This is a genomic window from Lysobacter sp. K5869, assembly GCF_018847975.1.
Taxonomy (GTDB): domain Bacteria; phylum Pseudomonadota; class Gammaproteobacteria; order Xanthomonadales; family Xanthomonadaceae; genus Lysobacter.
In genome coordinates, this window is sequence record NZ_CP072597.1 from 667,151 (window position 1) to 690,404 (window position 23,254).

Here is a 23,254-nt window from a genome sequence, read left to right on the forward strand (position 1 = left end):
GCGGCCGGTTTCGCCGTCGAAGAACGCGATTCAGTACGCTGCAAGCGGGCACGCGGCAAACGAGCACGCTGCAAAAGAAAAAGCCCGCGGACGCCGCGGGCTTTTTCGTTCCCCTCGTGCGCCCCGAGCGCGCGGCCCGGGGCGCGTTCGCTTACGGCGAGTAGGTCAGGATCAGCTGCGGCGCGTTGGCGCCTTCGCGCGAAGACCAGTCCACGCCGTCGCTGGAGCTCGACGACAGCACCACGCCGTTGTTGGTCGCCGCGCCCGAAGCCCAATCCTTCACCAGTTGCAAGCCGGCGGCGTTGAGCGTGATGTACTGCGCGCCGGTCGCGTTCGGCACGACCGAACCGATCTTGGTGCCCAGGCTCACGCCGCTGTAGGTCGCGTTCGATTCGGTCCAAGCGGCGCCGGCGCGATACAGATCGTAGGTGCCGCCCGAGCGGTCGCTGACCTGCAGCTTGATCTGCGCGCCGGTGATGTTCTTGCCCGCGGCCGACGACAGATCCCATGCCATCAGACCGCGCAGCACCTGACCGCCGTCGCTGCCGTCGGCGTAGAGCGTGGCGCTGTTGTCGCGGCTGCCGCCGGACTTCACCGTCGCGTCGCGCACGCTGTTGAGGGTCAGCGTCTGCGCCGGCGGATTGCCGCCGCCCTTGGCGTTGCAGGTGCCGGTGAAGTGGTCGGTGTAGCTGCTGCCGGCGCGCGGCACGAAATCGCCGGTGTAGCCGGTCGCGGTCAAAGTCAGCTTGAGCACGCCGAAGGTGCTGGCGTTGCTGGCTTCCAGCAGCGCGTGGCTGCCGCTGATGCTGTAGAACGCGCGGCCGCCGGTGCCGACCAGCACTTGGCGGATGCCGTCGCTGGCCGCGCCTTGAGTCGGGTTCATCTTGCCGTAGCGCTGGTAGTTGTGATCGTGGCCGACCAGCACGAGGTCGGCCTTGGCCGCGTACAGCGCGTCCCAGAACGGCTTGACCTGGGTGTAGCCGGAGTAGCTGCCGCGGCTCACCAGCGGGTGATGGAAATAGGCCGCGGTGCAGGGCTTGGTGCTGGCGGCGAGGTCGGCCTTGAGCCAGTCGATCTGCGACTGGGCGACGGTGCCGCCGCTCATGGTGTTGAGCGCGATGAAGTGCCAGTCGCCCACGTCCCAGCTGTAATAGCCCTTGCTGCGGTCGCCGGCCGGGCCGGTCTGGTTGCCGACGCCGTTGAAGTAGTCGAAGTAGCCGGCGGCGCCGGTGGTGCTGTAGTCGTGGTTGCCGGGCGAGGGGCTGGTCAGCGCCTTGAAGCGGCCCCAGGTCGGCGCGTAGCGGTTGTTGTATTCGGTCAGGGTGCCGCTGCTGTAGGCGTTGTCGCCGGCGGTGAACACCGCGGTCGGGTTGATCGAGACGATCAGATCCGAGGTGCCCTGGCACGCGTTGCCGCTGGTGTCGCAGATGTCGCCCGCGCCGGCCACGACCACCGAGGCCAGTTCCAGCGCGGTGGTGCCGAAGTCGTAGCGGTCGAGCTGGAAGGCGCTGTCGGGCTGGCTGAAGTACGGCTGCACGGTCACGCACTCGCCGCGCAGCGCGCGGGTGGTGAAGGCGCGGTCGTTCCAGTGCTTGCCTTCGAACACCAGCTTGTCGCCGCCGTCGCTGGTCAGCACCAGCGAGTCGTAGCCCGACAGCTTGAGCTGCTTGAAGCCCACGCGCAGCCACTTGGCGCCGGTTTCGCAGACGCGGTCGGCGGCGCCGGCCTTGGCCAGCGGGGTGCCGCGCAGCGAGGAGGAGGACACCGGCTTGCTCTGGGTGTTGTCTTCCGACAACTGCAGGGTGCGCTGGGCGGCGGACGCGGGCGCGAGCGCGGCGGCGCCGAGCAAGGCGGTGGCGAGAGCGGCGCAGATCGGCGCGCGCGAGGGCATGAGGTTCACTGGCTGTCTCCGGCGGGAGTGGCTGAAAACGGGTCGGGTCGGGGCACGCATCGCGGCCCGGCACGGCCGCGATGGCTGCGGAGTTTGGCCGGAAAACTGCTACACGATTGCGACGCAATGCGCGGCTGTGTCGGGGTTATCGCGCAGGGCGTCACAAGTCGCGATGCGGCTCGCGGCCGGCGGGCTGCATCGGCCGGCGAACGCCGCGATTCGCGACATCGCGCGGGCACAGCGGTTTTATCGATACCAATCGCATTCGGGCGCGCGCGGCCTGCCGGCGTGGGCGCGGCCGCGCGACGACTGCGGTGGCGCCGCCGAAACGCCATCGCGATCCACGCGCATGCGACGGCGGCGATCCCGTGCGGGCGACGCAGCAGGCTTCGTTCAGCGCTCGCGCGAAAGATATGCACGTCTAATGCATTCGATAAACATGCGAATTACAGGCGATTCATGCAGAAATTCGTAGCCCGAACTTCAATGCGTGCGCCGCTGCGGATTTTCGCACCGGGAAAGCGGATTTTCAGGCGCGAACTCGCTTGCGTTCCATGCTATTTTCCGCGCCGCTTCATCATGGGGCCGCATGCGCGAGGGGAGTCGCCGCTGTGCGCCATCCCCTTTTCAGTCCCGCGAAGCTTGCGTGCAGTCCGGACGCGCGCAAGGCTTCGCCCGCAAGAGATGCCTCGATGAAACTTCTTCGCTTCCGCGCGCTGGCGCTGTCCCTGCTCGCGGCCACGACGCTCGCCGCGTGCGGCGGCGGTGGCGGCGGCAAAGACGCGCCGCCCCCCGGCCCGAATCCCGGAACGCCGGGCACTCCGGGAACGCCCGGCCCCGCCGCGCCCGCGGCCCCGACTCGCCTGATCGCAAGCGCCGGCGTGGGCAGCGTCGAACTGTCGTGGAACGCCGCGCCGGGCGCCACCGGCTACGAGATCTACCAAGGCCTCGCGCCCGGCGCGCAAGGCGCCGCGCCGGTGGTGCGCAACGTCGCCGGCACCACCGCGACCGTCGGCGGGCTCGCGCCGGGCAGCGCGTATTACTTCGTGGTTCGCGCCGTCAACGCCGGCGGCAGCAGCGCGGCGTCGAACGAGGCCAGCGCCACGCCGCTGGCGCAGGCGCCGACCGCCGCGCTCGACATCGCCGCGCTGGAACTGGCGCAAACCCATGTGTTGCCCGCGCAAGGCCTGAGCTGGACGCTGAGCGCGGCCAGCGAGTCCTACCACGCCATCGGCGGCCGCCCGGCGCTGGCGCTGCTGCGGCTGTCGGCCGCCAACGCGCGCAACGTGCGCCTGGAAGGCTGGGCCAACGGCGCGCTGCTCGGCGCGGTCGAAGTCGCGCCGCCCTCGGCGCTGCCGCCCACCGAAGGCGCCGGGCCGGCTTATGCCACCGACCGCTACAGCGCGGACATTCCCGCCGCGTGGATGACGCCGGCGCTTCAGCTGCGCGCGCGCGCCGACAACTACCTGCCCGGCGCGGCGCAAACGCCGCTGATCGGCGCCGACAGTTTGGCGGTGCTGCGGGTGCTGCCGTTCTATCTGTTCGGCGCGACGCCCGACAATTCGGTGCCGCTGTCCGCCTCCGGCTTGCCCGACGCCGCCACCGTGGACGAGATCTACGCGAAATGGCCGGTGGCGCGCCTGATCGCGCAGAACCATCCCGCGCGCGCGACAGTCTGGCCGACCCTGGTGATCCCGCCGAAAGACGGCAAGCCGGCGTATCTGGCGCGCGACGCCGATGCGGTGTCCGACAAGTTCCATCTGATGTCGTCGGTGCTGGCCGTGCTCGGCGGCTTGATCGAGGCCAACGGCGAACGGCCGGCGCCGGTGCAGTTCTACGCGCCCTTGATCCTGTTCAACGCCGCCGGCCGCGTCGTGTCGCCCGGCGGCGGCCTCGGCGGCGGCGAAGTCGGCACCGGCGATCACGCCTACAGCGGCATCTTCATTCACGAACAGGGCCACGCCATGGGCCTGCCGCATCAGGGCGAGGCCTATCGCGCCGGCCGCTATCCCTATGTCGGCGGCAGCCTCGCCGGTTCGGTCTGGGGTTACGACGCGGTCGGCAAGCGCTTCCAGCCGCCGTTCATGCCGACCACCTCGACGCGCTACGCGCGCTGCCGCGGCGATACCTTCGACGGCGCCGCGCGGCAGATCGACGCGCAGGGCCGCTGCGTCAAGCAGGACCCGATGCAGAGCGGCTCCGGCGATCAAGCGCCGGAGTACCGCTTCAGCACCTTCTCCGACTACAGCACCGGCATGTACCAGCGCTATTTCGAGGGCACGACCCAGCGCGCCGCCGACGGCAGCCGCAGCTACAGCGGCGGCAGCGTGATCCAGGACGCGGCGTTCGCCAGCGGCTACCGGCGCTGGGACACGATCGACCGGCGTTGGGTCGAAGCGGCCACCGCCACCACCAGCGGCGGCCTGTTCGGCCTCGATCAGAACCTGCCGCAACGGCGCGACGTGCCGCTGTACGCGATCGCGCTGACGCTGAGCAACGCCGGCACGCCCGACGTCAGCCAGATCTATCCGCCGCTGAGCTACACCGGCAACCTGCTGCGCTACATCGATCCGACCGACGCGGCCCAGCGCGCCAGCATCGTGCCCGACACCAGCGTCAATTATTGGTACTGCCGCAACGGCGGCTGCGATTACACGCTGCGCGCGACGTATGCCGACGGCAGCGTCCGTCACGTGCTGATCCAGGACGGCTTCCGTCCGTTCAACCAACCGCGCGGCACCCCGCCGGCCAGCGCCAGCGATCCGCTCGACGGCGACAGCTTCCGCACCTGGGTCGTGCACGTGCCGGCCGACAAGGCGCTGCGCCGGATCGAGTTGCTGCACACGCCGATGGTCTGGGAGGGCTTTCCCGCCGCGCCGGCGGTGCTGGCCGCGCGCGACGTGACCGCGCCGCTGGCCCCGCGCGGTTTCGACGCGGCCGCGACCTCCTGCGCCGAACTGCCGACCCTCGCGGTTCCGGCCTCCGCATTGCCGCCGCCGCGTTGCGCCGACGAAGCCGCCGCCGCTGCGGCCGCCGTGTCGCAGGCGCAGTCGCGGCTGCGCGGTTTGTTGCGCGACGCGCTGCGGCGCTGAGCGCGACGGCCCGCCGCGGCACACTCATCGCAATCGCAATCCCGGGCGCGTCCGCGCGGCGCGCCCGTCCATTCTGTAGAGGAAGTCCATGTCCGTTTCGTCGAAATCCGTTGCATCGAAGTCCATGCTCGCCGCCGCACTTTGCCTGCTCGCCGCGGCCGCGGCCGCGCAAGAACGCAGCCACACCTATCTGGAAGCCGGCTACGTCGCGCAAAAGCTGGAATCCGGCGGCTCCGATCCGCTGCTGCGGCTGGACGACATCGACGTGAACGGCGCGTACGCCGCCGGCTCGGTCGAGCTGGGCTCGCAACTGTTCCTGACCGGCAGCCTGCACAAAGGCAGCGGCGACAACCGCCTGCGCTCCGGCCAGGACCTGCTTGCCAAGTTCGACGTGGACGCGCAGCAGGCCGGCATCGGCCTGGGCTATTACCGCGCGCTCGGCGAACGCGCCGAATGGACCGCCGAGGTCGGCTACCAGAACACCCGCATCGAGTTCGAGAACCGCGCGCTGAGCTTCAGCGACAAGCTCGACGGCAACGACTACCGCGTGTCGCTGGGCCTGCGCGGCGATCTGGCGCCGAACCTGGAAGGCTGGGCCCGGGTCAACTACATCGACGGCGACGTGTACGAGCGCGAATTCAGCGGCACGGTCGGCGCGCTGCTGAAGTTCAACGAACTGTGGGGCGTGAGCGCGGAAGCCAGCGCCGGCGCCGGCAATCACCGCTACCTCGTCGGCGTGCGCGCGAGCTTCTGATCCATCGGCGGCGCCGGCACGGCCGGCGCCGCCGCGGTTTCACTCGTCGTGCGTCGGCGCGCCCTGCCCCGCGACTTCCAGCAATTCCACCTCGAACGACAGCACCGAGTTCGGCTCGATCTGCCCGGCCAGGCCGCGCTCGCCGTAGGCGAGTTTCGCCGGCAGCCAGAAGCGGTACTTCGCGCCCGGCGCCATCAGCTGCACGCCTTCGGTCCAGCCCGGCATCACCTGCGCCAGCACGAATTCGGCCGGGTGGTCGGTGTCGTAGGTGCTCTCGAACTTGCTGCCGTCCAGCAGCGTGCCGACGTAGTTCACCCGCACCGTGTCGCTGGCCTTCGGATGAGCGCCCTTGCCGTCCTTGAGCACGGCGTATTGCAGCCCCGAAGCGGTGGTCTTCACGCCCTCGGCCTTGGCGTTCTTGGCCAGGAAGGCTTCGCCCGCGGCCAGATTGCGCGCGGCCACCGCCTTGACCTCTTCGTCGCGCTTGTCGCGTAGATGGGCGCTGAAGCCGTCGCGGATGCGCTTGGTTTCGCCCTCGTCGAACAGCGACGGCCGCCCGGCCTGGGCGTCGCGGATCGCGCGCAGCACCAGTTCGGCATCGAGTTCGCCGCGGATCGGCTCGACGCTGCGGGCGAAATCGCGGCCGACGACGTAGCTGATCTTCGCTTTCTCGCTGGCCACATCGCCCGCCGCCAACGGCGTGGAAGCGGCGGAGGAGGCGGCGCCCTGCTTGGCTCCGTCGCTGGGCGCGCAAGCGACCAAGGCGGCGGCGAGCGCGAGCGACAGCGCGGACAGAACGAGCAGGGAACGCGGCATGGAAAGCTCCGGAGTGCGAAAAATCAGTCGGCGACGGCGAAGGTCAGCATCATGCCCATGTCCTCGTGTTCGAGGTTGTGACAATGCAGCATGTAACGCTGGACGCCGGAAAACGGCTGCGAGAAATCGATGGCCAGGCGCACGATTTCGCCGGGCCACACCACCACGGTGTCGCTCCAGCCCAAGTCCTGCGGCGTCAAACCGCCGGGCGCGACCTGGCGCCCGCGGATGTCCGGCGGGCTGATCGCGCGCGAGACCACCCGGAACTGGAAGCCGTGCAGATGCATCGGGTGCGGCATGCTGGTCATGCTGTTGCGGATTTCCCAGACCTCGCGCGTTCCGCGCTTCACCGTGAACGCCGGCGCGTGGCCGCTGAGGTGGAAATTCCAGTCGTTGATGAACCAGCGGCCTTGCTCGTCCATGCGCAGGCGCAGCGCGCGCACCGGCCAATCGGCGGTGTCCGGCGGCGGCGGCACCTGGGCCATCGCGTCGAGCGGCGGCAGCTTGGCGGGCGGGCGTTCGGTGGCGCACTCGATCACCCGCAGCTCCATCAGATCCAGCGGCGCGCCCATCGCCGCCGCGCCGGGATGGTCGCCCATCGGGTCGGGCGCGAACGCGCCGGACTCGTCCTCGTTTTCCATCGCCACATAATCGAGGCTGCGCAGCACCGCCTTGGCGCCGGGCTTGAGCGCGCCGAAATCGACCAGCACGTCGGCGCGCTGGGCCGGCGCCAGGAACAGATCGTCGATCGGCCACGCGCGTTCGAGCAAACCGCCGTCGCTGCCGATCAGCAGCATCGGCAATGGCTTGTCTTCGTGCAGGAAACACGGCCGCAGCAAACGCGCGTTCGACACGTTGGCGAGGCGGAAGCGATACCACGCCGGAATCACGTCGAGGTAAGGCTCCGGCGTCCAGTTGACCAGCACGCGGTTGCCGATCCAATCGTCGGCGCCGTCCTTGTAGACGATGGCGTTGCGCGCGTCGACCTGTTTGTCGGCGATCATCAGCGGCAAGTCGCGCTCGCCCCAGCGCAGGCCCAGGCGCTGGCGCAGCGCGAGTTCTTCCGCGTCCTCGACCAGCAACAACCCGGCCAGCCCGTGTTGCAGCTGCTTGCCGGTGCGGCCGTGCGGATGGGCGTGATACCAGTACAAGCCGGCGCGGTTGTCCACGCGCAAGCGATAGCGGCGCTGGCCGCCGGCCGCGACCGGATGCAGGCCGCTGCCGTCGTTGGCTTCGTCCACGTGCAGGCCGTGCCAGTGCACTGTGGTGTCTTCGCTCAGGCGGTTGCTCAGGCCGACGTCGATGCTGTCGCCGCGGCGCGCGCGCAGCAGCGGGTTGAGCGCGGTGCCGGCGGCGTAGCTCCACAGCTGCGTCGGCGGGCCGGGAAACAAGGCTTGGCCGACGACCTGCGCCGACAGTTCCAGCGGCTTGCGCAGATCGATCTCGGCCATCAGGCCGTCGCCGCCGGGAATCCGCAGCGGCTGCACGAAGCGCGCGTCCGGCGGCAGCGATTGCAGATCCGGCAGCGGTCCCAGGCTGTGGCCGTGGCCGCCGGTGTAGCGCCACATCGCGATGGGTCCGGCGACGGTCGCGGCGCCGCCGACGGTGAGGCCGATGAGGAAGCGGCGGCGTTGCGGATCGGTCATCGGGCGCGGGCGGTGGCGGGCGGAAGTCGGCGACGCCGGCGGGCGCGGGCGACCCGCCATGATGTTCGCGCCCGATGGCAATTGCTTTGCGCGACGGCGGAAATTTGTGTGATGCCGATCATGGCTCGGCGATGCGGCGGCGCACCGGCGCGCCGCTCAGATCGAATCGTCGAGCTTGGATTGCCACACCCGGTCGCCCATTTCGTGTTCTTCGACCCCGGCGAAGAAGTCCTCGCCGAGCCGCGCGTAATCGGGCTCGCCCTCGCCGCGCCAGTCCAGGAACTTCGGCCGGTGCACCGCGAAGCCGAGCGGGTGGGCGGCGTTGCGGTAGGGCACGGCCAGGGTCAGCGCGCCGTCGCCGGCGAAGTCGCGCACGCTCAGGATCAGCGCGTCGGTGCGGCCCGAGGGCAAGGTCAAGAAGCCGTCGTGGACCATCACCGCGTGGCGCGCCTCGTCCGGATTGGCGCCCAGCCGCGCGCGCGCCTCGGCCACGCCGTCCTCCGCGCGCTCGGCGGCGTAGCGGATCATCTTGCGTTCGCCGGCCGCGTCCTCGAAGGCGTAGATCGGAATCAGATCCTCGCCGTCGGCCACGCACCACACGCCGTGAGCGGCGAAGAAGCCGGCCAGTCGGATTGCTTGCTGCACTTGGTTCCCCTCGGTGCGGTCGCCCCTGCGGCGCCCAATGTACAACCTGCAACGGACGATGCGGGCGACCTCCCTACTCCGGGCGCCGCCCGCATCGCCGGCCTCACTCACGCCGCTTGCGCCGCCGCCGCGGCCGGACGCGCAGCCCGCCGCGTCGCCCAGCGCCGCAGCGCCACGTAGAACACCGGGGTCAGGAACAGGCCGAACAGTGTGACGCCGAGCATTCCGGCGAACACCGTCGCACCGGTCGCCGCGCGCACCTCGCTGCCGGCGCCGTGGCCGAACAGCAGCGGCACGGTGCCGGCAATGAAGGCCACCGAGGTCATCACGATCGGCCGCAGACGCAGGCGGCAAGCCTCCAGCGCGGCCTCGACGGTGCCGCGGCCTTGCAGCTCCAGTTCGCGCGCGAACTCGACGATCAGGATCGCGTTCTTGCACGCCAGACCCATCAGCACCACCAGCCCGACCTGCACGAACACGTTGTTGTCGCCGCCGTCGAGCCACACCCCGACCAGTGCCGACAGCAGCGTCGCCGGCACGATCAGGATCACCGCCAGCGGCAGGGTCCAGCTCTCGTACAACGCCGCCAGCACCAGGAACGCCAACAAGATCGCCAGCGGAAACACGATCAGCGCGGCGCGGCCCTGGGTCGCCTGCTGATAGCTCAGGTCGGTCCATTCGATCCGCATGCCGCGCGGCAGCGTCGTCTGCGCCAGCGATTCCAGCGCGCGCATCGCCTGTCCCGACGACAGCGCGCGCGGATCGGCTTCGCCGGCCAGATCGAAGGCGGGATACCCGTTGTAGCGGATCACCGGATCGGGGCCGTAGGTCTCGCGCAGCGTCACCAGCGACGCCAACGGGACCATCTCGCCGCGCCGGTTGCGCAGCTGCAGGCGGCCGACGTCTTCGACGCTGTCGCGATGGCTGCCGTCGGCCTGCGCGATCACCTGCCAGGTCCGGCCGAAGCGGTTGAAGTCGTTGACGTAAGCCGAGCCCAGATAGGTCTGCAAGGTGTCGAACACCTCGCTCAACGCGACGCCCTGCGCCTTGGCCTTGGTCCGGTCGACCTGCGCGTCGAGCTGCGGCACGTTGGCCTGATAGGTGCTGATCGGATAGCCGAGCCCGGGCGTTTGCGAGATCGCCGCGGTGTAGTCGTTGAGCGCGCTCTGCAAGGCGCCGTAGCCCTGGCCGTCGCGGTCCTGCACGTACAGCGCGTAGCCCGAACCGGTGCCCAGCCCGAGGATCGGCGGCGGCATGAACGAGAACGCCGCGCCGTCCTGCAAGGCGGCGAATTTCTGGTTGAGCTCGTCGTTGATCTGCGCCGCGCTGCGGCTGCGCGCGGCGAAGGGTTCGAGCTCGAAGAACAGCGTGCCGGTGTTGGGCGTGTTGGTGAACTGCAGCGGGTTGAGGCCGGGATAGGCCTCGGCCGCGTGCACGCCGGGCGTGCGCATCGCGATCGCGCTCATCTTGCGGATCGCCGCGTCCGTGCGCGACAGCGAGGCGCCTTCGGGCAGCTTGATGCCGCCGATCAGGTAGAGCTTGTCCTGAGTGGGGATGAAGCCGGCCGGCACCGCGTGGAACATCGCGCCGGTCGCCAGCAGCAGCGCCAGATACACCGCCGCCACGGCGCCGCGGCGGCCGAGCATGCGCGACACCGCGGCCTGATAGCGCTGCGCGCCGACGCCGAACATGCGATTGAACGCAGCGAACAGCCCACCGAACAACCGCTCGATCAAGCGGGTCGGCGCATCCTTCGCCGCGCCGTGCGGCCGCAGCAGGCGCGCGGCCAGCGCCGGCGACAAGGTCAGCGAATTGATCGCCGAGATCACCGTGGAAATGGCGATGGTGACCGCAAACTGGCGATAGAACTGGCCGGTGACGCCGGACAGGAACGCCATCGGCACGAACACCGCGCACAGCACCAGGGCGATGGCGACGATGGGGCCGGACACTTCCCGCATCGCCTTATGCGCGGCGTCGAGCGGGCTCAGCCCCTGCTCGATGTTGCGCTCGACGTTCTCGACCACGACGATGGCGTCGTCGACCACGATGCCGATCGCCAACACCAAGCCGAACAAGCTCAACGTGTTGATCGAAAATCCCAGCACGTACAGCGCCGCGAACGTGCCGACCACCGACACCGGCACCGCGATCAGCGGAATGATCGAAGCGCGCCAGGTCTGCAGGAACAAGATCACCACCAACACGACCAACAGCACCGCTTCGGCCAGCGTGGTCGCGACGGCCTTGATCGAATCGCGCACGAACACGGTCGGGTCGTAGACGATGCGGTGCTGCATGCCCGGCGGAAAGCGTTCGGCCAGCTCGGCCATGCGCGCGCGCACCGCGTCGGAGAGCGCGATGGAATTGGCGCCGGGCGCCTCGAACACGCCGATGGCGACCGCGTCCAGATTGTCGAGCTGCGCGCGCATCGTGTAATCGCCGGCGTCGAGCTCGACCCGGGCCACGTCGGACAGGCGCACGATCTGGCCGTCGTCGCCGGCCTCGATCACGATGCGCTCGAACTCGGCCTCGCTCTGCAGCCGGCCCTGGCTGTTGATCGGAATCAGATAATCGCTGCCGCCCGGCATCGGCTCGGCGCCGAGCTGGCCGGCGGAGACCTGCACGTTCTGTTCGCGGATCGCGCGCACCACATCGCCGGCGGTCAGACCGCGCGCGGCGATCCGGCCCGGATCGAGCCACACGCGCATGGCGTAATCGCCGCTGCCGAACATCTGGGTCTGGCCGACGCCGGGCAATCGCGCGAGTTCGTCCTTGAGCTTGAGCGTGGCGTAGTTGCGCAGGTACAGCGAGTCGTAGCGGCCGTCGGGCGAGACCAGATGCACCAACATCGTCAGCGTCGGCGATTGTTTCTGCGTGGTCACGCCTTGGCGGCGCACGTCTTCGGGCAAGCGCGCCAACGCCTGGCCGACGCGGTTTTGCACCTGCACCTGGGCTTGGTCGGGATCGGTGCCGGGCTTGAAGGTGACGGTGAGCACCAGCACGCCGTCGGTACCGGCCACCGATTTCATATACATCATGTCCTGCACGCCGTTGACCGCTTCCTCCAGCGGCGTGGCCACGGTCTGGGCGATGGCTTGCGGATTGGCGCCGGGATAGACCGCGCGCACCACCACGGTCGGCGGCACCACGTCGGGGTATTCGCTGACCGGCAAGTTCGGCAGCGCGATCAGGCCGGCGGCGAAGATCAGGATCGACAGCACCGCGGCGAAGATCGGGCGGTCGATGAAGTAACGGGACAAGTCCATGGCGGCCTCCGGGGCGGCGCGGACAAAACCGGGGGACGGCCGGCGCCGCGCGGCGCCGGCCGGGTTCGATGAGCGATGGATTCGGCGGCGCGCGACGGCGCCGCGCGCGCTCAGGCGGCGCGCGCGTCCTGCGCGGCGCGGCTGTTCACGCGCGTGCCGAACTCCTGCATGCGGCGCAGGAAATAAGCCGGGTCGATCAAGAGGTCCGGCGTATACAGCCCCGGCGCAGGTGCGGCGGCGCCGTCCAGGCCGAGCAGGCGCTCCACGCCGAGGGCGATGCCGAGCGCGGTCAACGGCGCTTGGCCTTGCGGATGCACCAGATCATGACGCTGGCGCACGTAACGGCCTTGGCGATCTTCGCCTTCCAGTTCCAATGCGATCTCGGTCGAGAACGCTTCGCCGCGGCGGCGGCTGGCGCTTTCGCCCAAGGCCAGGTCGAGCCGGATCGAATGCGCGTCCGTGGCGGCGGCCAAACTCACCACGTCCATCGGCGAATACGCCGACGCCGCGATGCGCACGCCGTCGACGCTCTCGCCCACGCTCGCCGCGTCCTCGCCGCGCACCCAACGCCATTGCCCGTCTTCGAGAATCTGCGCGGCCGCGGCCGTGGTCAGGCGTTCGTAATCGGCGGCCGCGGCCGGGCCGCCCATGTCTTCTTCGTCGAGCAGGGCGAAGATGCCGATGCGATCGACGCGGCGCAGCGCGCCGGCGAAATGCAGCGCCGGCAACGTCGCCGCGCCGGCCAGCCAATGGCTCGCCAGCAGCATCGGCGAACGGCCCGGATGGCGCAGATGGAAGCTCACTTCCGGCGCGATCTCGAACGAACCGCTGGAGGTGCTGATGTAAGGCAAGCGATGTCGCAGCGCGTATTTGAGCGTGTTCAAGCGCTCGTCCTTGAGGAACACGACCACGGCGCTGAAACGCGCGTCGGCCGGCAGGCCGAGGTCGGCGCGGCGCAGGTCCACGACGACCGCTTCGGCGTCGCCCAGCGACGCGGCGACGGCCTCGGCGCGGGCGAGGTCGCGACCGGCGACGGCGAGTTTCAGCTGCGGGTGCAGCCGGCGCAGCGCCCGCGCACCTTGCGCGCCGACCACGCCGGAACCGCCGACGATAAGCACGGGCGCCAGCGCGACGGCGGTTGGGGAGGATGGAGCGGAGGAAACGAGGGCGGTCATGATTCGCAGGTCCGGTGATCACCGCGCCCGCGCCGCGCCCCGATGGCCCGGCACAAGCTACGATTGGTAAGTTACCAACAGTAGGATACAATCCCGCCACGCTGTCAAGCGCCTTTTTCGATTCCGCGGAGACCGCCCCCGATGAACGCCACTACCGCTCCCGCCAAGCGCATGGCCAAGGCCGAGCGCCGCGAGCAATTGCTGGAAACGGCGATGGCGATCGTGCGCGAGCAAGGCACCGACGCCCTCACCCTGGGCTATCTGGCCGAGCGCGCCGGCGTCAGCAAACCCATCGCTTACGAACATTTCGGCACCCGCTCGGGCCTGCTCATCGCGCTGTACAAGCGCATCGACGAACGCCAAGCCGTCACCGTCGCGCAGGATTTCGAGCGCACGCCCAAGCGCCTGGGCGATGTCGCGCGGCTGATAGGCGAGAGCTACATGAGCTGCTTCCGCACCGCCGGCCCGGAATGCCACGCGATCTTCGCCGCGCTCAAGGGCGACGAGGAAATGGAGCGGGTGCAGCGCGAGCTCACCGCCGGTTACGTCGAGTTCTATCGCGGCTTGCTGGCGCCGTATGCGAAGGTCGGCGCGGGCGAACTGCAACGTCGCTGCATCGCCATCGTCGGCGCGGGCGAAGCGCTGTCGCGCGAGATGACGCATGGGCGCATCGAGGAAGCCGACGCGGCGGCGACTTTGGCGGCGTTGATCGAGGCGACGATCGCGCGCGCTTGAAGGCGCGGCGGCGCGGGGCCGGGGTTTGTGTGGCGGCGCAAGTAGCGAAATCGGGCTTGCGGCGCGTGCGCGCTGGCGCGGTCGCGGCTTGCGCCGCTCCTACAGGGGGCTATGCGGCGACGATGCGGTCAGTCGCCGCTGCCGATGTCGGCGATTTCGGCGGTGCTGGTGGTCTGCGCGTAGCTCATGAACTCGCTGTCCGCTTCGCCGCGTTCGTCGCCGGCCGGCGCGTCTTGCGCATCGACGTCGAGCGTCAGCCGCGCGATCAGGGTCACGACCGCGCCGCACACCGGCAGCAGCCAGACCAGAAGCCATTGCCAATGGCGCATCGACGGCGAGAGGTTTTCGTTGTCGCGGATGCGTGCGGTCGCCACCACGTTCAACACCAGCACCACGGCGATGATCGTCCAGGAAATCGGGTGCATGCGTTTCGTCCTTTGTCGGTCGCGGGATTCGGTCCATCGGCGCGTACATCGAACCGCTTATCGGTCGGCTTATCGCATCCGCTTGCTCCCCCATCGTTTGCAACCGCGTCCCATGGTGAGCGCAGTCGCGCCGCGCGCGCGTAAACGATTCGCTAAAAACCCGCGCTTTCGCGGTTTCGGCGCTCGTGAATTCCATCTCCGCAACGCCGCGGCCTCGGCCGCTGCAACCTTGTAACACCCGCCCGCCGCCCGACTGAACCGGTTCTGGCGGATCGCGCCGCCGTCGCGCGAACGGGGTTGACCCGGCCGGATTCGGCGAGGATCATGCGCCCCGCAAGTTTCCCTTCCGCCCACCAGAGGCCCCCTTGGACAGTCGATCTAGACCTTCGCTGCAGCGCTTGCGCTGACGGATCGCTTCAGGTCTGGGATGTCCCAGGTCGGCTCCGTTCGCGCAGAACGAAGCCGAGTCGCACGCAACCCGCATCGCCCTCTCCGTCGCCCGCTTAGCGCGGCACGGGCGCGCGCTCGTTTTCCCATCGCACTGCAGTCCACTCGAAGACCGCTTCCGGGTGGCCTTTGGCGTTTCCGTTCGACCGGAGCGCGCCGATGCCCTTCCGTTTCGCCCTGTTTTGCCTGTTCGCGGCGTTGTCGCTGCACGCCGGCGCCGCGCGCGCCGGCGCCAGCCTGTACGTCGACGACGCCGCCACCGTCGCGCGCGGCCGTTGCCAGCTCGAAAGCTGGCTGCGCGGCGCCGCGCCGGCGCGCGAGTTCACCTTGGCGCCGGCCTGCGATGTCGCCGGCACCGAACTCGGCCTGAGCCACAGCGATTACGCCGCGCCGCACGCGGCGGCCGCGCAGAGCCTGAGCGCCAAGCGCGTGCTGCGCGCCTCCGCGCAGGGTTGGGCGTTGGCCGCGTCGCTCAGCGCCAACTGGAGCGGCGGCCGCTACGACGGCTGGACCTTCAATCTGCCGCTGACGCTCGGCCCCGATCCGAACGGCCCGCGTTTGTGGCACCTCAATCTCGGCTGGAATCAGCCGCGCCAAGGCCGTGCGCGGCTCACCGGCGGCGTCGGCCTGGAGCAGGCGCTGAGCGCGCGCTGGACCGCGCTGGCCGAGCTCTATGCCGACGCCCACGGCGATGCCGGCGGCCAACTCGGCCTGCGCCGCGCGCTGAGCGACGACGCCAGCTTCGACCTGCTGCTGGGCGACCGCGAACGCGATCCGCGCGGTCCCTGGCTGACCCTCGGTTTCAACCTCGCGCTGCGTTGAACGCCGCGCTCCATCGACCGGTCGAACCCACCGCAAGGAGGACGCCATGACCCTGCTGCACTTCCCCCTGCACCGCGCCCGCGCTCAACACCGCGGCCTCGCGCCGCTGCTGCGGCTGGCCTGCGCGCAACTGCGCGCGCGCGACGCCGCGCCGCCGGCCGGGCCGCTGATCGCGCAATGGCGCCGCTCGCTCGCGAGCGGCCGTCTGGAATGCCGCTGGGTGCGCGCCGACGCGGCCGACGAACCGCCGGGACGAAAACGCGACGACCGCTCTGCCCCGCGCGCGCTGCGCCGCGCGCGTCCGTTCCGTTCCGCCGAGGCCCGCCCCGATGTCCGTCTTCCGTCCCTTCTCGCTGCTGCCGCCGGCGCTGTTGCGCCAGCGCTGGTGGCCCAACGCTTATGACCTGATCGCCTTCGCCCTGCTGATCGCCTGCGCCGTGGCGCTGGCGCACGCGGCGATGGAAACGCGCGCGCCGCTGTCGGCCTTGCACCTGGACCCGATCTCGTTGGATCCCGCACGCCTGCCCGATTACGCGCTGCGCACCACGCTGCGCATGTTCGCCGCGATGCTGGCCTCGCTGTTGTTCACCTTCACCATCGCCACCTGGGCGGCCAAGAGCCCGCGCGCCGGGCGCTTGATCGTGCCGGCGCTGGACATCCTGCAATCGGTGCCGGTCCTGGGCTTTCTGAGCTTCACCGTGACCGCCTTCCTCGGCCTGTTCCCGGGCCGCCAGCTCGGCGCCGAATGCGCGGCGGTGTTCGCCATCTTCACCAGTCAGGCCTGGAACATGGCGTTCTCGTTCTACCAATCGCTGCGCACCTTGCCGCGCGATCTCGACGAAGTCGCGCGCGGCTTCGGTCTGAGCGCGTGGCAACGGTTCTGGCGGCTGGAGGCGCCGTTCGCGATGCCCGGCCTGGTGTGGAACGCGATGATGTCGATGTCCGGCGGCTGGTTCTTCATCGTCGCCTCCGAAGCGATCACCGTCGGCGACACCACGGTGACGTTGCCGGGCGTGGGCTCATACCTCGCCTTGGCGATCGCGCGCGAGGACTTCGCCGCGGTCGGCTGGGCGGTGGCGGCGATGGCGCTGACCATCGTGCTGTGCGATCAGTTGCTGTTCCGCCCGATCGTGGCCTGGGCCGACAAGTTCCGCAGCGAGCAGACCGCGAGCCAGCAGCGGCCGCGTTCGTGGATGTACGAACTGATCCGCCGCACCCGCGCCGGCAAGCGCGCGCTGCGGCCTCTGACGTGGCTGTGGCAGCGCGCGCTGTGCCTGCGGCTGCGGCCGCGCGCGCCGGTCGCGGCCGCGGGCGTGGCGGCGAAGGCCTCGCCGTGGCTCGACCGCGCATGGCTGGCGGCGCTGCTGCTGGCCGCGGCGTTCGGCGCGTGGTTCGCGTTCGACTACGGCCGCCAGCATCTCGGCGGCGCGGATTTGCGCGCGGCCTTCGGCGGCGGCCTCGCGACGCTGTTGCGGGTGACGGTGCTGATCGCGATCGCGAGTCTGATCTGGGTGCCCGTCGGCGTGTGGATCGGCCTGCGTCCGCGCTGGGCGCAGCGTCTGCAGCCGCTCGCGCAGTTGCTGGCGGCGTTTCCGGCCAACGTGCTGTTTCCCGGCGCGGTGATCGCGATCCTCGCCACCGGCGCGAACCCGGACGTGTGGCTGTCGCCGCTGATGGTGCTGGGCACGCAGTGGTACATCCTGTTCAACGTCATCGCCGGCGCCAGCGCGGTGCCCACCGATTTGCGCGAAGCCGCGACGGTGTACCGGCTGCGCTCGTGGACGTGGTGGCGCCGCGCGATCCTGCCGGCGGTGTTCCCCTACTACGTCACCGGCGCGCTCACTGCGTCGGGCGGCTCGTGGAACGCGAGCATCGTCGCCGAGTTCGTGAGCTGGGGCGACCGCCACGTCGAAGCCTACGGCCTGGGCTCCTACATCGCCCGCGCCACCCAGGCCGGCGACTTCCCGCGCATCGTCCTCGGCGTCGCGGTGATGTCGCTGTTCGTCACCGCCTTCAACCGCGCCCTGTGGCGCCCGCTGTACGCCTACGCCGAACGGCGCCTGCGCCTGGATTGAGCGCGCGCCGCCTTCGCTCGCCGAATGAATTTGGAAGGAGTTTTCTCATGACCCTGCACACCTGCCTCCGCCCGCTGATCGACGTGCGCGGCCTCAGCCAGCACTACGCCCGCGCCGGCAGCGAACCGCTGCGCGTGCTCGACCACGTCGATCTGCAACTGCATCCCGGCGAAATCGTCGGCCTGCTCGGCCGTTCCGGTTCGGGCAAGTCGACCTTGCTGCGCGCCATCGCCGGCTTGATCCGCCCCAGCGCCGGCGAAGTCGAATTCCTCGGCACGCCGCTGAGCCGCGCGCCGGCCGACATCGCCATGGTGTTCCAAAGCTTCGCCCTGTTCCCGTGGCTGACCGTGCTGCAGAACGTCGAACTGGGCCTGGAAGCGCGCGGCGTCGCGCCCGCGCAGCGGCGCCAGCGCGCGCTCGCGGCGATCGACCTGATCGGCTTGGACGGCTACGAAAGCGCGTATCCGAAGGAGCTTTCCGGCGGCATGCGGCAACGCGTCGGCCTCGCCCGCGCGCTGGTCGTGGAGCCGAAAGTGCTGCTGATGGACGAGCCGTTCTCCGCGCTCGACGTGCTCACCGCGCAGACGCTGCGCGGCGATCTGCTCGACCTGTGGGCCGAGCGCCGCATGCCGATCGAATCGATCCTGATGGTCACCCACAACATCGAGGAAGCGGTGTTGATGTGCGACCGCATCCTGATCTTCGGCTCGCACCCGGGCCGGGTGATCGAGGAGATCCGGGTCGAACTCACGCAGCCGCGCGACCGCTTCGATCCGGCGTTCCGCGAGCTGGTCGATGCGATCTACCAGCGCATGACCGGCGGCGCACAACCCGGCGCGGCGCCGCGCGGCGGTTTGGCGATGGAATTGCCGCAGGTCTCCAGCAACCTCATCGCCGGTTTGATCGAAGCCTTGGCCGAACCGCCGTACCGCGGCCACGCCGATTTGCCGGCGCTGGCGGCGCAGTTGCAGTTGGAGATCGACGAACTGTTCCCCATCGCCGAAAGCCTGCAACTGCTGGGACTGGCCGAACTCGGCGACGGCGACCTGCGCCTGAGCGAGACCGGCGCGCGCTTCGTCGCGCTCGATACCGACGCGCGCAAGCATTTGTTCGCGCGCCAACTGGCCGCGCACGTGCCGCTGGCCGCGCACATCCGCCGGGTGCTGGACGAACGCGCCGCGCATCAGGCGCCGGCGCGGCGCTTCCGCGACGAGTTGGAGGACCACATGTCGCCCGACTACGCGGCCGCGACCCTGCGCGCGGTCACGTCGTGGGCACGCTACGCGGAGTATTTCGCTTACGACGAAGCGGCGGACCGGTTCAGCCTGGACAACCCGGGTTGATCCCCACTGTTTGAGGCGTCGGCATCGCGGCCCGCCCGCGAACGCGGGTGGCGCGTCGGCGCGCGCCCCGCACCGGCCGTCATCTTCGCGGGCGAGGCTGTCGCAAGCGGATCTTCTGCACCGACGCGGCCCTCGCTTACCCCACACGCCCCACCACCGGAGCCGCCATGCGCTTCCTGCACACCTTCCAACTGCTGCCGTTCCTCGACACCGTCGCCAGCCTGCTGGCCGCGTTCGTGCTGGGCACCTTGATCGGCGCCGAGCGCCAGTACCGCCAGCGCACCGCGGGCCTGCGCACCAACGTGCTGGTCGCGGTCGGCGCGGCCGCGTTCGTCGATCTGGGCATGCGCTTGGCCGGCAGCGTCGAGGCGGTGCGGGTGATCTCCTATGTGGTGTCCGGCATCGGTTTCCTCGGCGCCGGCGTGATTATGAAGGAAGGCATGAACGTGCGCGGCCTCAACACCGCGGCGACGCTGTGGTGCTCGGCCGCGGTCGGCGCCTGCACCGGCGCCGACATGATCGCCGAGGGCGCGCTGCTGACCGCGTTCGTGATCGCCGGCAACACCTTGCTGCGGCCGCTGGTCAACGCGATCAACCGGGTTCCGATCGACGAACGCGTGTCGGAAGCGACCTATGAGGTGCGCCTGAGCGCCGCACCGGAGTCGGCGCCGGCGGCGCGCGAGTGGCTGGTCGATCATCTGGAGGCGGCGAATTATCCCGTCGGCGATGTCGACGTGGACGAGCACGGCGAGACCACGACCGAGATCGTCGCGACCTTGGTCAGCACCGCGGTGGTGGCGGCGGAATTGGACGCGGTGGTGGAGCGATTGCGGCGCTTGCCGGGGGTGATGCATGCGACCTGGGAGTCGAGCACGCGCGATTGAGTCGCGCCGGATGTCGCGGATGCAGCCTGTAGGAGCGGCGTGAGCCGCGACCGCGGGGTAGCCGGTCGCGTCGCAAGCGCGATGTCGCGGTCGCGGCTTGCGCCGCTCCTACAGTCGGAACCGCGGCGACGTCGCAGGCGCTTCTTCGTACGTAGCGAGCTATCAACGCTCGCAGCTGAAAACCACCGCACAGGTCACGGGCTCGCCCTGTAGGAGCGGCGCAAGCCGCGACCGCTGGGTAGCCGGTCGCGTCGCAAGCGCGATGTCGCGGTCGCGGCTTACGCCGCTCCTACAGTCGGAATCGCGGCGACGTCGCAGGCGCTTCTTCGTACGTCGCGAGCTATCAACGCTCGCAGCTGAAAACCACCGCACAGGTCACGGGCTCGCCCTGTAGGAGCGGCGCGAGCCGCGACCGCGGAATGGCCGGTCGCGCCGCATGTGCGGTGTCGCGGTCGCGGCTTACGCCGCTCCTACAGGGGCCACCGTCGCATCAGGCGCACTCGGCGGCGCGGCCGAGCAGGAATTCGCGTTCGCGGCCGTTGCGGGTCAGGCCGGCGGCGCGCTCGAATTCGGCGCGCGCTTCCTCGCGCCGGCCGAGCTTGAACAGCAGGTCGCCGCGCACGCTCGGCAGCAGGTGGTACTGCTTCATCGACGGCTCCTGCATCAGCGCATCGACCAGCGGCAGCGCCGCTTCTGGGCCGAACGCCATCGACACCGCGACCGCGCGGTTGAGTTCGACCACCGGCGAGGGCGTGCGCTGGGCCAGCCGCTGGTACAAGGCGGCGATGCGCGCCCACGGCGTGTCCTGGGCGGTGGCGGCGCGGGCGTGGCAAACGGCGATGGCGGACTGCAGCACGTACGGGCCTTCGGAGCCGCCGAGCTGCACCGCACGCTCCAACGCGGCGAGGCCGCGCTGGATCTGCAGGCGGTCCCACTTCGAGCGGTCCTGATCGAGCAGCAGGATCGGCTGGCCGTCCGGGCCGGTGCGCGCCTTCGCGCGCGAGGCCTGGATTTCCATCAGCGCGACCAGCCCGAACACTTCCGGTTCCTTCGGCATCAACCCGGCCAGGATGCGGCCCAGGCGCAGCGCGTCCTCGCACAGGTTTGGCCGCATCCAGTCGTCGCCGGCGGTGGCCGAATAGCCTTCGTTGAAGACCAGATAGATCACTTCCAGCACCGAGGACACGCGCTCGGCCAGCTCCTCGCCGCGCGGCACCTCGAACGGCACCTGCGCGTCGGCCAAGGTGCGCTTGGCGCGGACGATGCGCTGGGCGATGGTCGGTTCGCTGGCGAGGAAGGCGCGCGCGATCTCGTCGGTGGTCAGGCCGCCGAGCAGGCGCAAGGTCAGCGCGACCCGCGCTTCGGTGGACAGCACCGGGTGGCAGGAGATGAACACCAGGCGTAGCAGGTCGTCGCCGATGTCGTCGTCGAGCTTGTCGAAGAACTTGTCTTCGGCGTCGTCCTGGTCGGATTCGAGTTCGTAGCCGATCTGCTCGTGCTTGCGGTCGAGCAGCTTGCGCCGCCGCAGCCGGTCGATGGCGCGGTTCTTCGCGGTCTGCATCAGCCACGCGCCCGGGTTGTCGGGCACGCCGGTCTCGGGCCATTTCTCCAGCGCCACGATCAGCGCGTCCTGGGCCAGTTCCTCGGCCAGACCGACGTCGCGGACCATGCGGGTGAGACCGGCGATGAGCTTGGCCGATTCGATGCGCCAGACGGCGTCGATGGCGCGGTGGGTGTCGGTGGCCGTCATGGCGACGGATGACACCACCTCGCGCGCCGAGTCGCAAGGGTCGGCGCGGCCGCGCGGGGGCGCGGCCGGTGTTTTTTCTCGTTTGTGCGTGGCGACGCGCTCGCGGGTGCTGCGGCGGGCGCTTCCGTCGCCGCCTCCCCTACCCGTCATTCCGGCGAAAGCCGGAATCCATTTTGCGTTCGCTCGGGCAGACGGGAAATCAAGAGCAAAATGGGTTCCGGCTTTCGCCGGAATGACGGATGAGGGAGAACGGTGGGGTACGACGGCGCGGGAGCGCCCGCGGCGGGAATGACGACGGCCACGGCAGCAGCGGCGCGCCGCCACCGCTAGACCGGGCGACGGTTCGCGCCGCCGCCCGCCGCTGCCGCCGCCCGCCGGTTCAGGCGGCGGCCTGACCGTGTTCCTCGCCTTCCACGCAGCCCATCGCCTGCACGCAATTGACCATCCACGGCACGCCGAAACGGTCGGTGAGGATGCCGTAGGCCAGCGCCCAGAAGGTTTCCTGCAGCGGCATTTCGATCCGGCCGCCCTCGGCCAGCGCCTTGAAGATGCGCGCGGCGTGTTCCGGGTCGTTGAGGCTCAAGGTGACGTGCGCGCCTTTCACGCTCTGGTAGGGATAGGCCTCGGTGGCGTCGGTGCCCATCAGCATGAAGCCGTCGAGCTCGTAGCAGCCGTGCATGATCTTGCTGCGCTCGGTCTCGCTGAGGTGCTCGCAGCCCGGGTTGTCGCCGAACGGCATCAACGCGTGGATCTTGCCGCCGAGGATCTTCTGGTAGGTCTCGAAGGCTTGCTTGCAATCGCCGTTGAAGGACAGGTAGGTGTTGAGTTGCATGGTGGCGGCTCCTGGTTCGGATGAAGGGGGAAGGCGCGGTCGCGGCGGGGGATCGCGCTGCGCTTTCATGAAGACGACGGATGGGAAAAGGCCGGATCGACACATTCGCGAAGTTTTTTTCGCGGCGTCACGGGGGCGTTCAGTTCGGCGATGCCGGTCCCGCCCGAGGCGGATGCATCGGCGCGAACGCCCTATCGGCGGATCAATGGCGGCCGGCGACCTGCTCGCGCAGCTGTTCCTCGGCGGCCTGCAGCTCCGGCGTCAGCGCGTCGCCGAAGTCGGCGGCGTCGAACACCTGGCGGATTTCGATCTGCGACTGCGAGCCGTCCGGGTTCGGCACCCGCTTGACCCACTCCACCGCTTCTTCCAGCGAACGCGCCTGGATCAGCCAGAACCCGGCGATCAACTCGCCCGGCGCCTCGAACGGCCCGTCGGCGACGCGGCGCGCGCGCCCGTCGAAGTGCACGCGCGCGCCGCGCGAGCTCGGGTGCAGGCCTTCGCCGCCCAGCAGCACGCCGGCGCGCACCAGTTCCTCGTTGTAGGCGCCCATCGCGGTCAGCAGTTCGGTGCTGGGCATGACGCCGGCTTCGCTGTCGGCGGTGGCTTTGACGATCAGCATGAATTTCATGGTCGTGGTCCTCGTTTTGGCCGGC

The 23,254-nt window shown here is 69.9% G+C and carries 18 protein-coding genes; 8 read left to right on the plus strand and 10 right to left on the minus strand.

Annotated elements, in window-relative coordinates:
• Positions 1–151: 151 nt before the first annotated feature.
• Entirely contained in the window at positions 152–1,891 is a 1,740-nt protein-coding gene (locus J5226_RS02860) for a DNRLRE domain-containing protein (RefSeq protein WP_255323080.1), read from the minus strand.
• Between the two features lie 692 nt (positions 1,892–2,583).
• Here J5226_RS02860 and J5226_RS02865 point away from each other — a divergent pair.
• Both J5226_RS02865 and J5226_RS02870 read left to right on the plus strand, forming a co-directional pair.
• Positions 2,584–4,983 (plus strand): M66 family metalloprotease, encoded by a 2,400-nt coding sequence (locus J5226_RS02865; protein ID WP_215838358.1) that lies wholly within the window; start codon positions 2,584–2,586, stop codon positions 4,981–4,983.
• A gap of 88 nt (positions 4,984–5,071) precedes the next feature.
• On the plus strand, positions 5,072–5,737 hold the full coding sequence (locus tag J5226_RS02870) for an outer membrane beta-barrel protein (protein ID WP_215838359.1): 666 nt from the start codon (positions 5,072–5,074) through the stop codon (positions 5,735–5,737).
• A 39-nt stretch (positions 5,738–5,776) separates the two neighbouring features.
• Here J5226_RS02870 and J5226_RS02875 read toward each other — a convergent pair whose 3' ends face one another.
• The 5 genes from J5226_RS02875 to J5226_RS02895 all read right to left on the minus strand — a co-directional run bounded on the left by J5226_RS02875 (position 5,777) and on the right by J5226_RS02895 (position 13,288).
• Positions 5,777–6,553: an FKBP-type peptidyl-prolyl cis-trans isomerase gene (locus J5226_RS02875; protein ID WP_215838360.1), complete on the minus strand. Its 777-nt coding sequence runs from the start codon at positions 6,551–6,553 to the stop codon at positions 5,777–5,779.
• A 23-nt stretch (positions 6,554–6,576) separates the two neighbouring features.
• A complete protein-coding gene (locus tag J5226_RS02880; RefSeq protein ID WP_215838361.1) occupies positions 6,577–8,199 on the minus strand; it encodes a multicopper oxidase domain-containing protein in 1,623 nt (540 codons plus the stop codon).
• A 156-nt stretch (positions 8,200–8,355) separates the two neighbouring features.
• A complete protein-coding gene (locus tag J5226_RS02885; RefSeq protein WP_215838362.1) occupies positions 8,356–8,844 on the minus strand; it encodes a hypothetical protein in 489 nt (162 codons plus the stop codon).
• Positions 8,845–8,951: 107 nt separating this feature from the next.
• Positions 8,952–12,113: a multidrug efflux RND transporter permease subunit gene (locus J5226_RS02890; protein ID WP_215838363.1), complete on the minus strand. Its 3,162-nt coding sequence runs from the start codon at positions 12,111–12,113 to the stop codon at positions 8,952–8,954.
• 110 nt (positions 12,114–12,223) lie between these two features.
• Positions 12,224–13,288: a hypothetical protein gene (locus J5226_RS02895; protein WP_215838364.1), complete on the minus strand. Its 1,065-nt coding sequence runs from the start codon at positions 13,286–13,288 to the stop codon at positions 12,224–12,226.
• A gap of 141 nt (positions 13,289–13,429) precedes the next feature.
• Here J5226_RS02895 and J5226_RS02900 point away from each other — a divergent pair, with 141 nt between their 5' ends.
• On the plus strand, positions 13,430–14,023 hold the full coding sequence (locus tag J5226_RS02900) for a TetR/AcrR family transcriptional regulator (protein WP_215838365.1): 594 nt from the start codon (positions 13,430–13,432) through the stop codon (positions 14,021–14,023).
• A gap of 128 nt (positions 14,024–14,151) precedes the next feature.
• On the opposite strand, the gene J5226_RS02905 is transcribed toward J5226_RS02900, so the two are convergent.
• Positions 14,152–14,448 carry a hypothetical protein gene (locus J5226_RS02905; RefSeq protein WP_215838366.1) on the minus strand — a complete coding sequence of 99 codons (297 nt, stop codon included), beginning with the start codon at positions 14,446–14,448 and terminating at the stop codon, positions 14,152–14,154.
• A gap of 606 nt (positions 14,449–15,054) precedes the next feature.
• Between J5226_RS02905 and J5226_RS02910 the strand changes: the two genes are divergently transcribed.
• From J5226_RS02910 to J5226_RS02930, 5 genes are all read left to right on the plus strand, one after another.
• The gene (locus J5226_RS02910; RefSeq protein ID WP_215838367.1) at positions 15,055–15,717 is read left to right on the plus strand and encodes a hypothetical protein; all 663 of its coding nucleotides are present in this window, start codon (positions 15,055–15,057) and stop codon (positions 15,715–15,717) included.
• A gap of 46 nt (positions 15,718–15,763) precedes the next feature.
• A complete protein-coding gene (locus tag J5226_RS02915; RefSeq protein ID WP_215838368.1) occupies positions 15,764–16,120 on the plus strand; it encodes a hypothetical protein in 357 nt (118 codons plus the stop codon).
• Positions 16,047–17,792, plus strand: a complete 1,746-nt coding sequence (locus J5226_RS02920; protein WP_215838369.1) for an ABC transporter permease subunit — start codon at positions 16,047–16,049, stop codon at positions 17,790–17,792. The genes J5226_RS02915 and J5226_RS02920 overlap by 74 nt, the downstream gene beginning before the upstream one ends.
• Before the next feature lie 47 nt (positions 17,793–17,839).
• A complete protein-coding gene (locus J5226_RS02925; protein WP_215838370.1) occupies positions 17,840–19,135 on the plus strand; it encodes a nitrate/sulfonate/bicarbonate ABC transporter ATP-binding protein in 1,296 nt (431 codons plus the stop codon).
• 167 nt (positions 19,136–19,302) lie between these two features.
• The gene (locus J5226_RS02930) at positions 19,303–20,019 is read left to right on the plus strand and encodes an MgtC/SapB family protein (RefSeq protein WP_215838371.1); all 717 of its coding nucleotides are present in this window, start codon (positions 19,303–19,305) and stop codon (positions 20,017–20,019) included.
• A 490-nt stretch (positions 20,020–20,509) separates the two neighbouring features.
• Here the strand turns inward: J5226_RS02930 and J5226_RS02935 are convergent, their stop codons facing one another.
• The 3 genes from J5226_RS02935 to J5226_RS02945 all read right to left on the minus strand — a co-directional run bounded on the left by J5226_RS02935 (position 20,510) and on the right by J5226_RS02945 (position 23,229).
• Positions 20,510–21,769, minus strand: a complete 1,260-nt coding sequence (locus J5226_RS02935; RefSeq protein WP_215838372.1) for an RNA polymerase sigma factor — start codon at positions 21,767–21,769, stop codon at positions 20,510–20,512.
• A gap of 379 nt (positions 21,770–22,148) precedes the next feature.
• Positions 22,149–22,601 (minus strand): VOC family protein, encoded by a 453-nt coding sequence (locus J5226_RS02940; protein ID WP_215838373.1) that lies wholly within the window; start codon positions 22,599–22,601, stop codon positions 22,149–22,151.
• Positions 22,602–22,803: 202 nt separating this feature from the next.
• Positions 22,804–23,229, minus strand: coding sequence for a YciI family protein (locus J5226_RS02945; RefSeq protein ID WP_215838374.1), 426 nt, complete (start codon positions 23,227–23,229; stop codon positions 22,804–22,806).
• Positions 23,230–23,254: the final 25 nt, after the last annotated feature.

Excerpts from the sequence above, each read along its gene's own strand:
- J5226_RS02860 (WP_255323080.1), bottom strand. The coding sequence starts at position 1,891 with ATGCCCTCGCGCGCGCCGATCTGCGCCGCTCTCGCCACCGCCTTGCTC.
- J5226_RS02865 (WP_215838358.1), top strand. The coding sequence starts at position 2,584 with ATGAAACTTCTTCGCTTCCGCGCGCTGGCGCTGTCCCTGCTCGCGGCC.
- J5226_RS02870 (WP_215838359.1), top strand. The coding sequence starts at position 5,072 with ATGTCCGTTTCGTCGAAATCCGTTGCATCGAAGTCCATGCTCGCCGCC.
- J5226_RS02875 (WP_215838360.1), bottom strand. The coding sequence starts at position 6,553 with ATGCCGCGTTCCCTGCTCGTTCTGTCCGCGCTGTCGCTCGCGCTCGCC.
- J5226_RS02880 (WP_215838361.1), bottom strand. The coding sequence starts at position 8,199 with ATGACCGATCCGCAACGCCGCCGCTTCCTCATCGGCCTCACCGTCGGC.
- J5226_RS02890 (WP_215838363.1), bottom strand. The coding sequence starts at position 12,113 with ATGGACTTGTCCCGTTACTTCATCGACCGCCCGATCTTCGCCGCGGTG.
- J5226_RS02895 (WP_215838364.1), bottom strand. The coding sequence starts at position 13,288 with ATGACCGCCCTCGTTTCCTCCGCTCCATCCTCCCCAACCGCCGTCGCG.
- J5226_RS02900 (WP_215838365.1), top strand. The coding sequence starts at position 13,430 with ATGAACGCCACTACCGCTCCCGCCAAGCGCATGGCCAAGGCCGAGCGC.
- J5226_RS02905 (WP_215838366.1), bottom strand. The coding sequence starts at position 14,448 with ATGCACCCGATTTCCTGGACGATCATCGCCGTGGTGCTGGTGTTGAAC.
- J5226_RS02910 (WP_215838367.1), top strand. The coding sequence starts at position 15,055 with ATGCCCTTCCGTTTCGCCCTGTTTTGCCTGTTCGCGGCGTTGTCGCTG.
- J5226_RS02915 (WP_215838368.1), top strand. The coding sequence starts at position 15,764 with ATGACCCTGCTGCACTTCCCCCTGCACCGCGCCCGCGCTCAACACCGC.
- J5226_RS02920 (WP_215838369.1), top strand. The coding sequence starts at position 16,047 with ATGTCCGTCTTCCGTCCCTTCTCGCTGCTGCCGCCGGCGCTGTTGCGC.
- J5226_RS02925 (WP_215838370.1), top strand. The coding sequence starts at position 17,840 with ATGACCCTGCACACCTGCCTCCGCCCGCTGATCGACGTGCGCGGCCTC.
- J5226_RS02930 (WP_215838371.1), top strand. The coding sequence starts at position 19,303 with ATGCGCTTCCTGCACACCTTCCAACTGCTGCCGTTCCTCGACACCGTC.
- J5226_RS02935 (WP_215838372.1), bottom strand. The coding sequence starts at position 21,769 with ATGACGGCCACCGACACCCACCGCGCCATCGACGCCGTCTGGCGCATC.
- J5226_RS02940 (WP_215838373.1), bottom strand. The coding sequence starts at position 22,601 with ATGCAACTCAACACCTACCTGTCCTTCAACGGCGATTGCAAGCAAGCC.
- J5226_RS02945 (WP_215838374.1), bottom strand. The coding sequence starts at position 23,229 with ATGAAATTCATGCTGATCGTCAAAGCCACCGCCGACAGCGAAGCCGGC.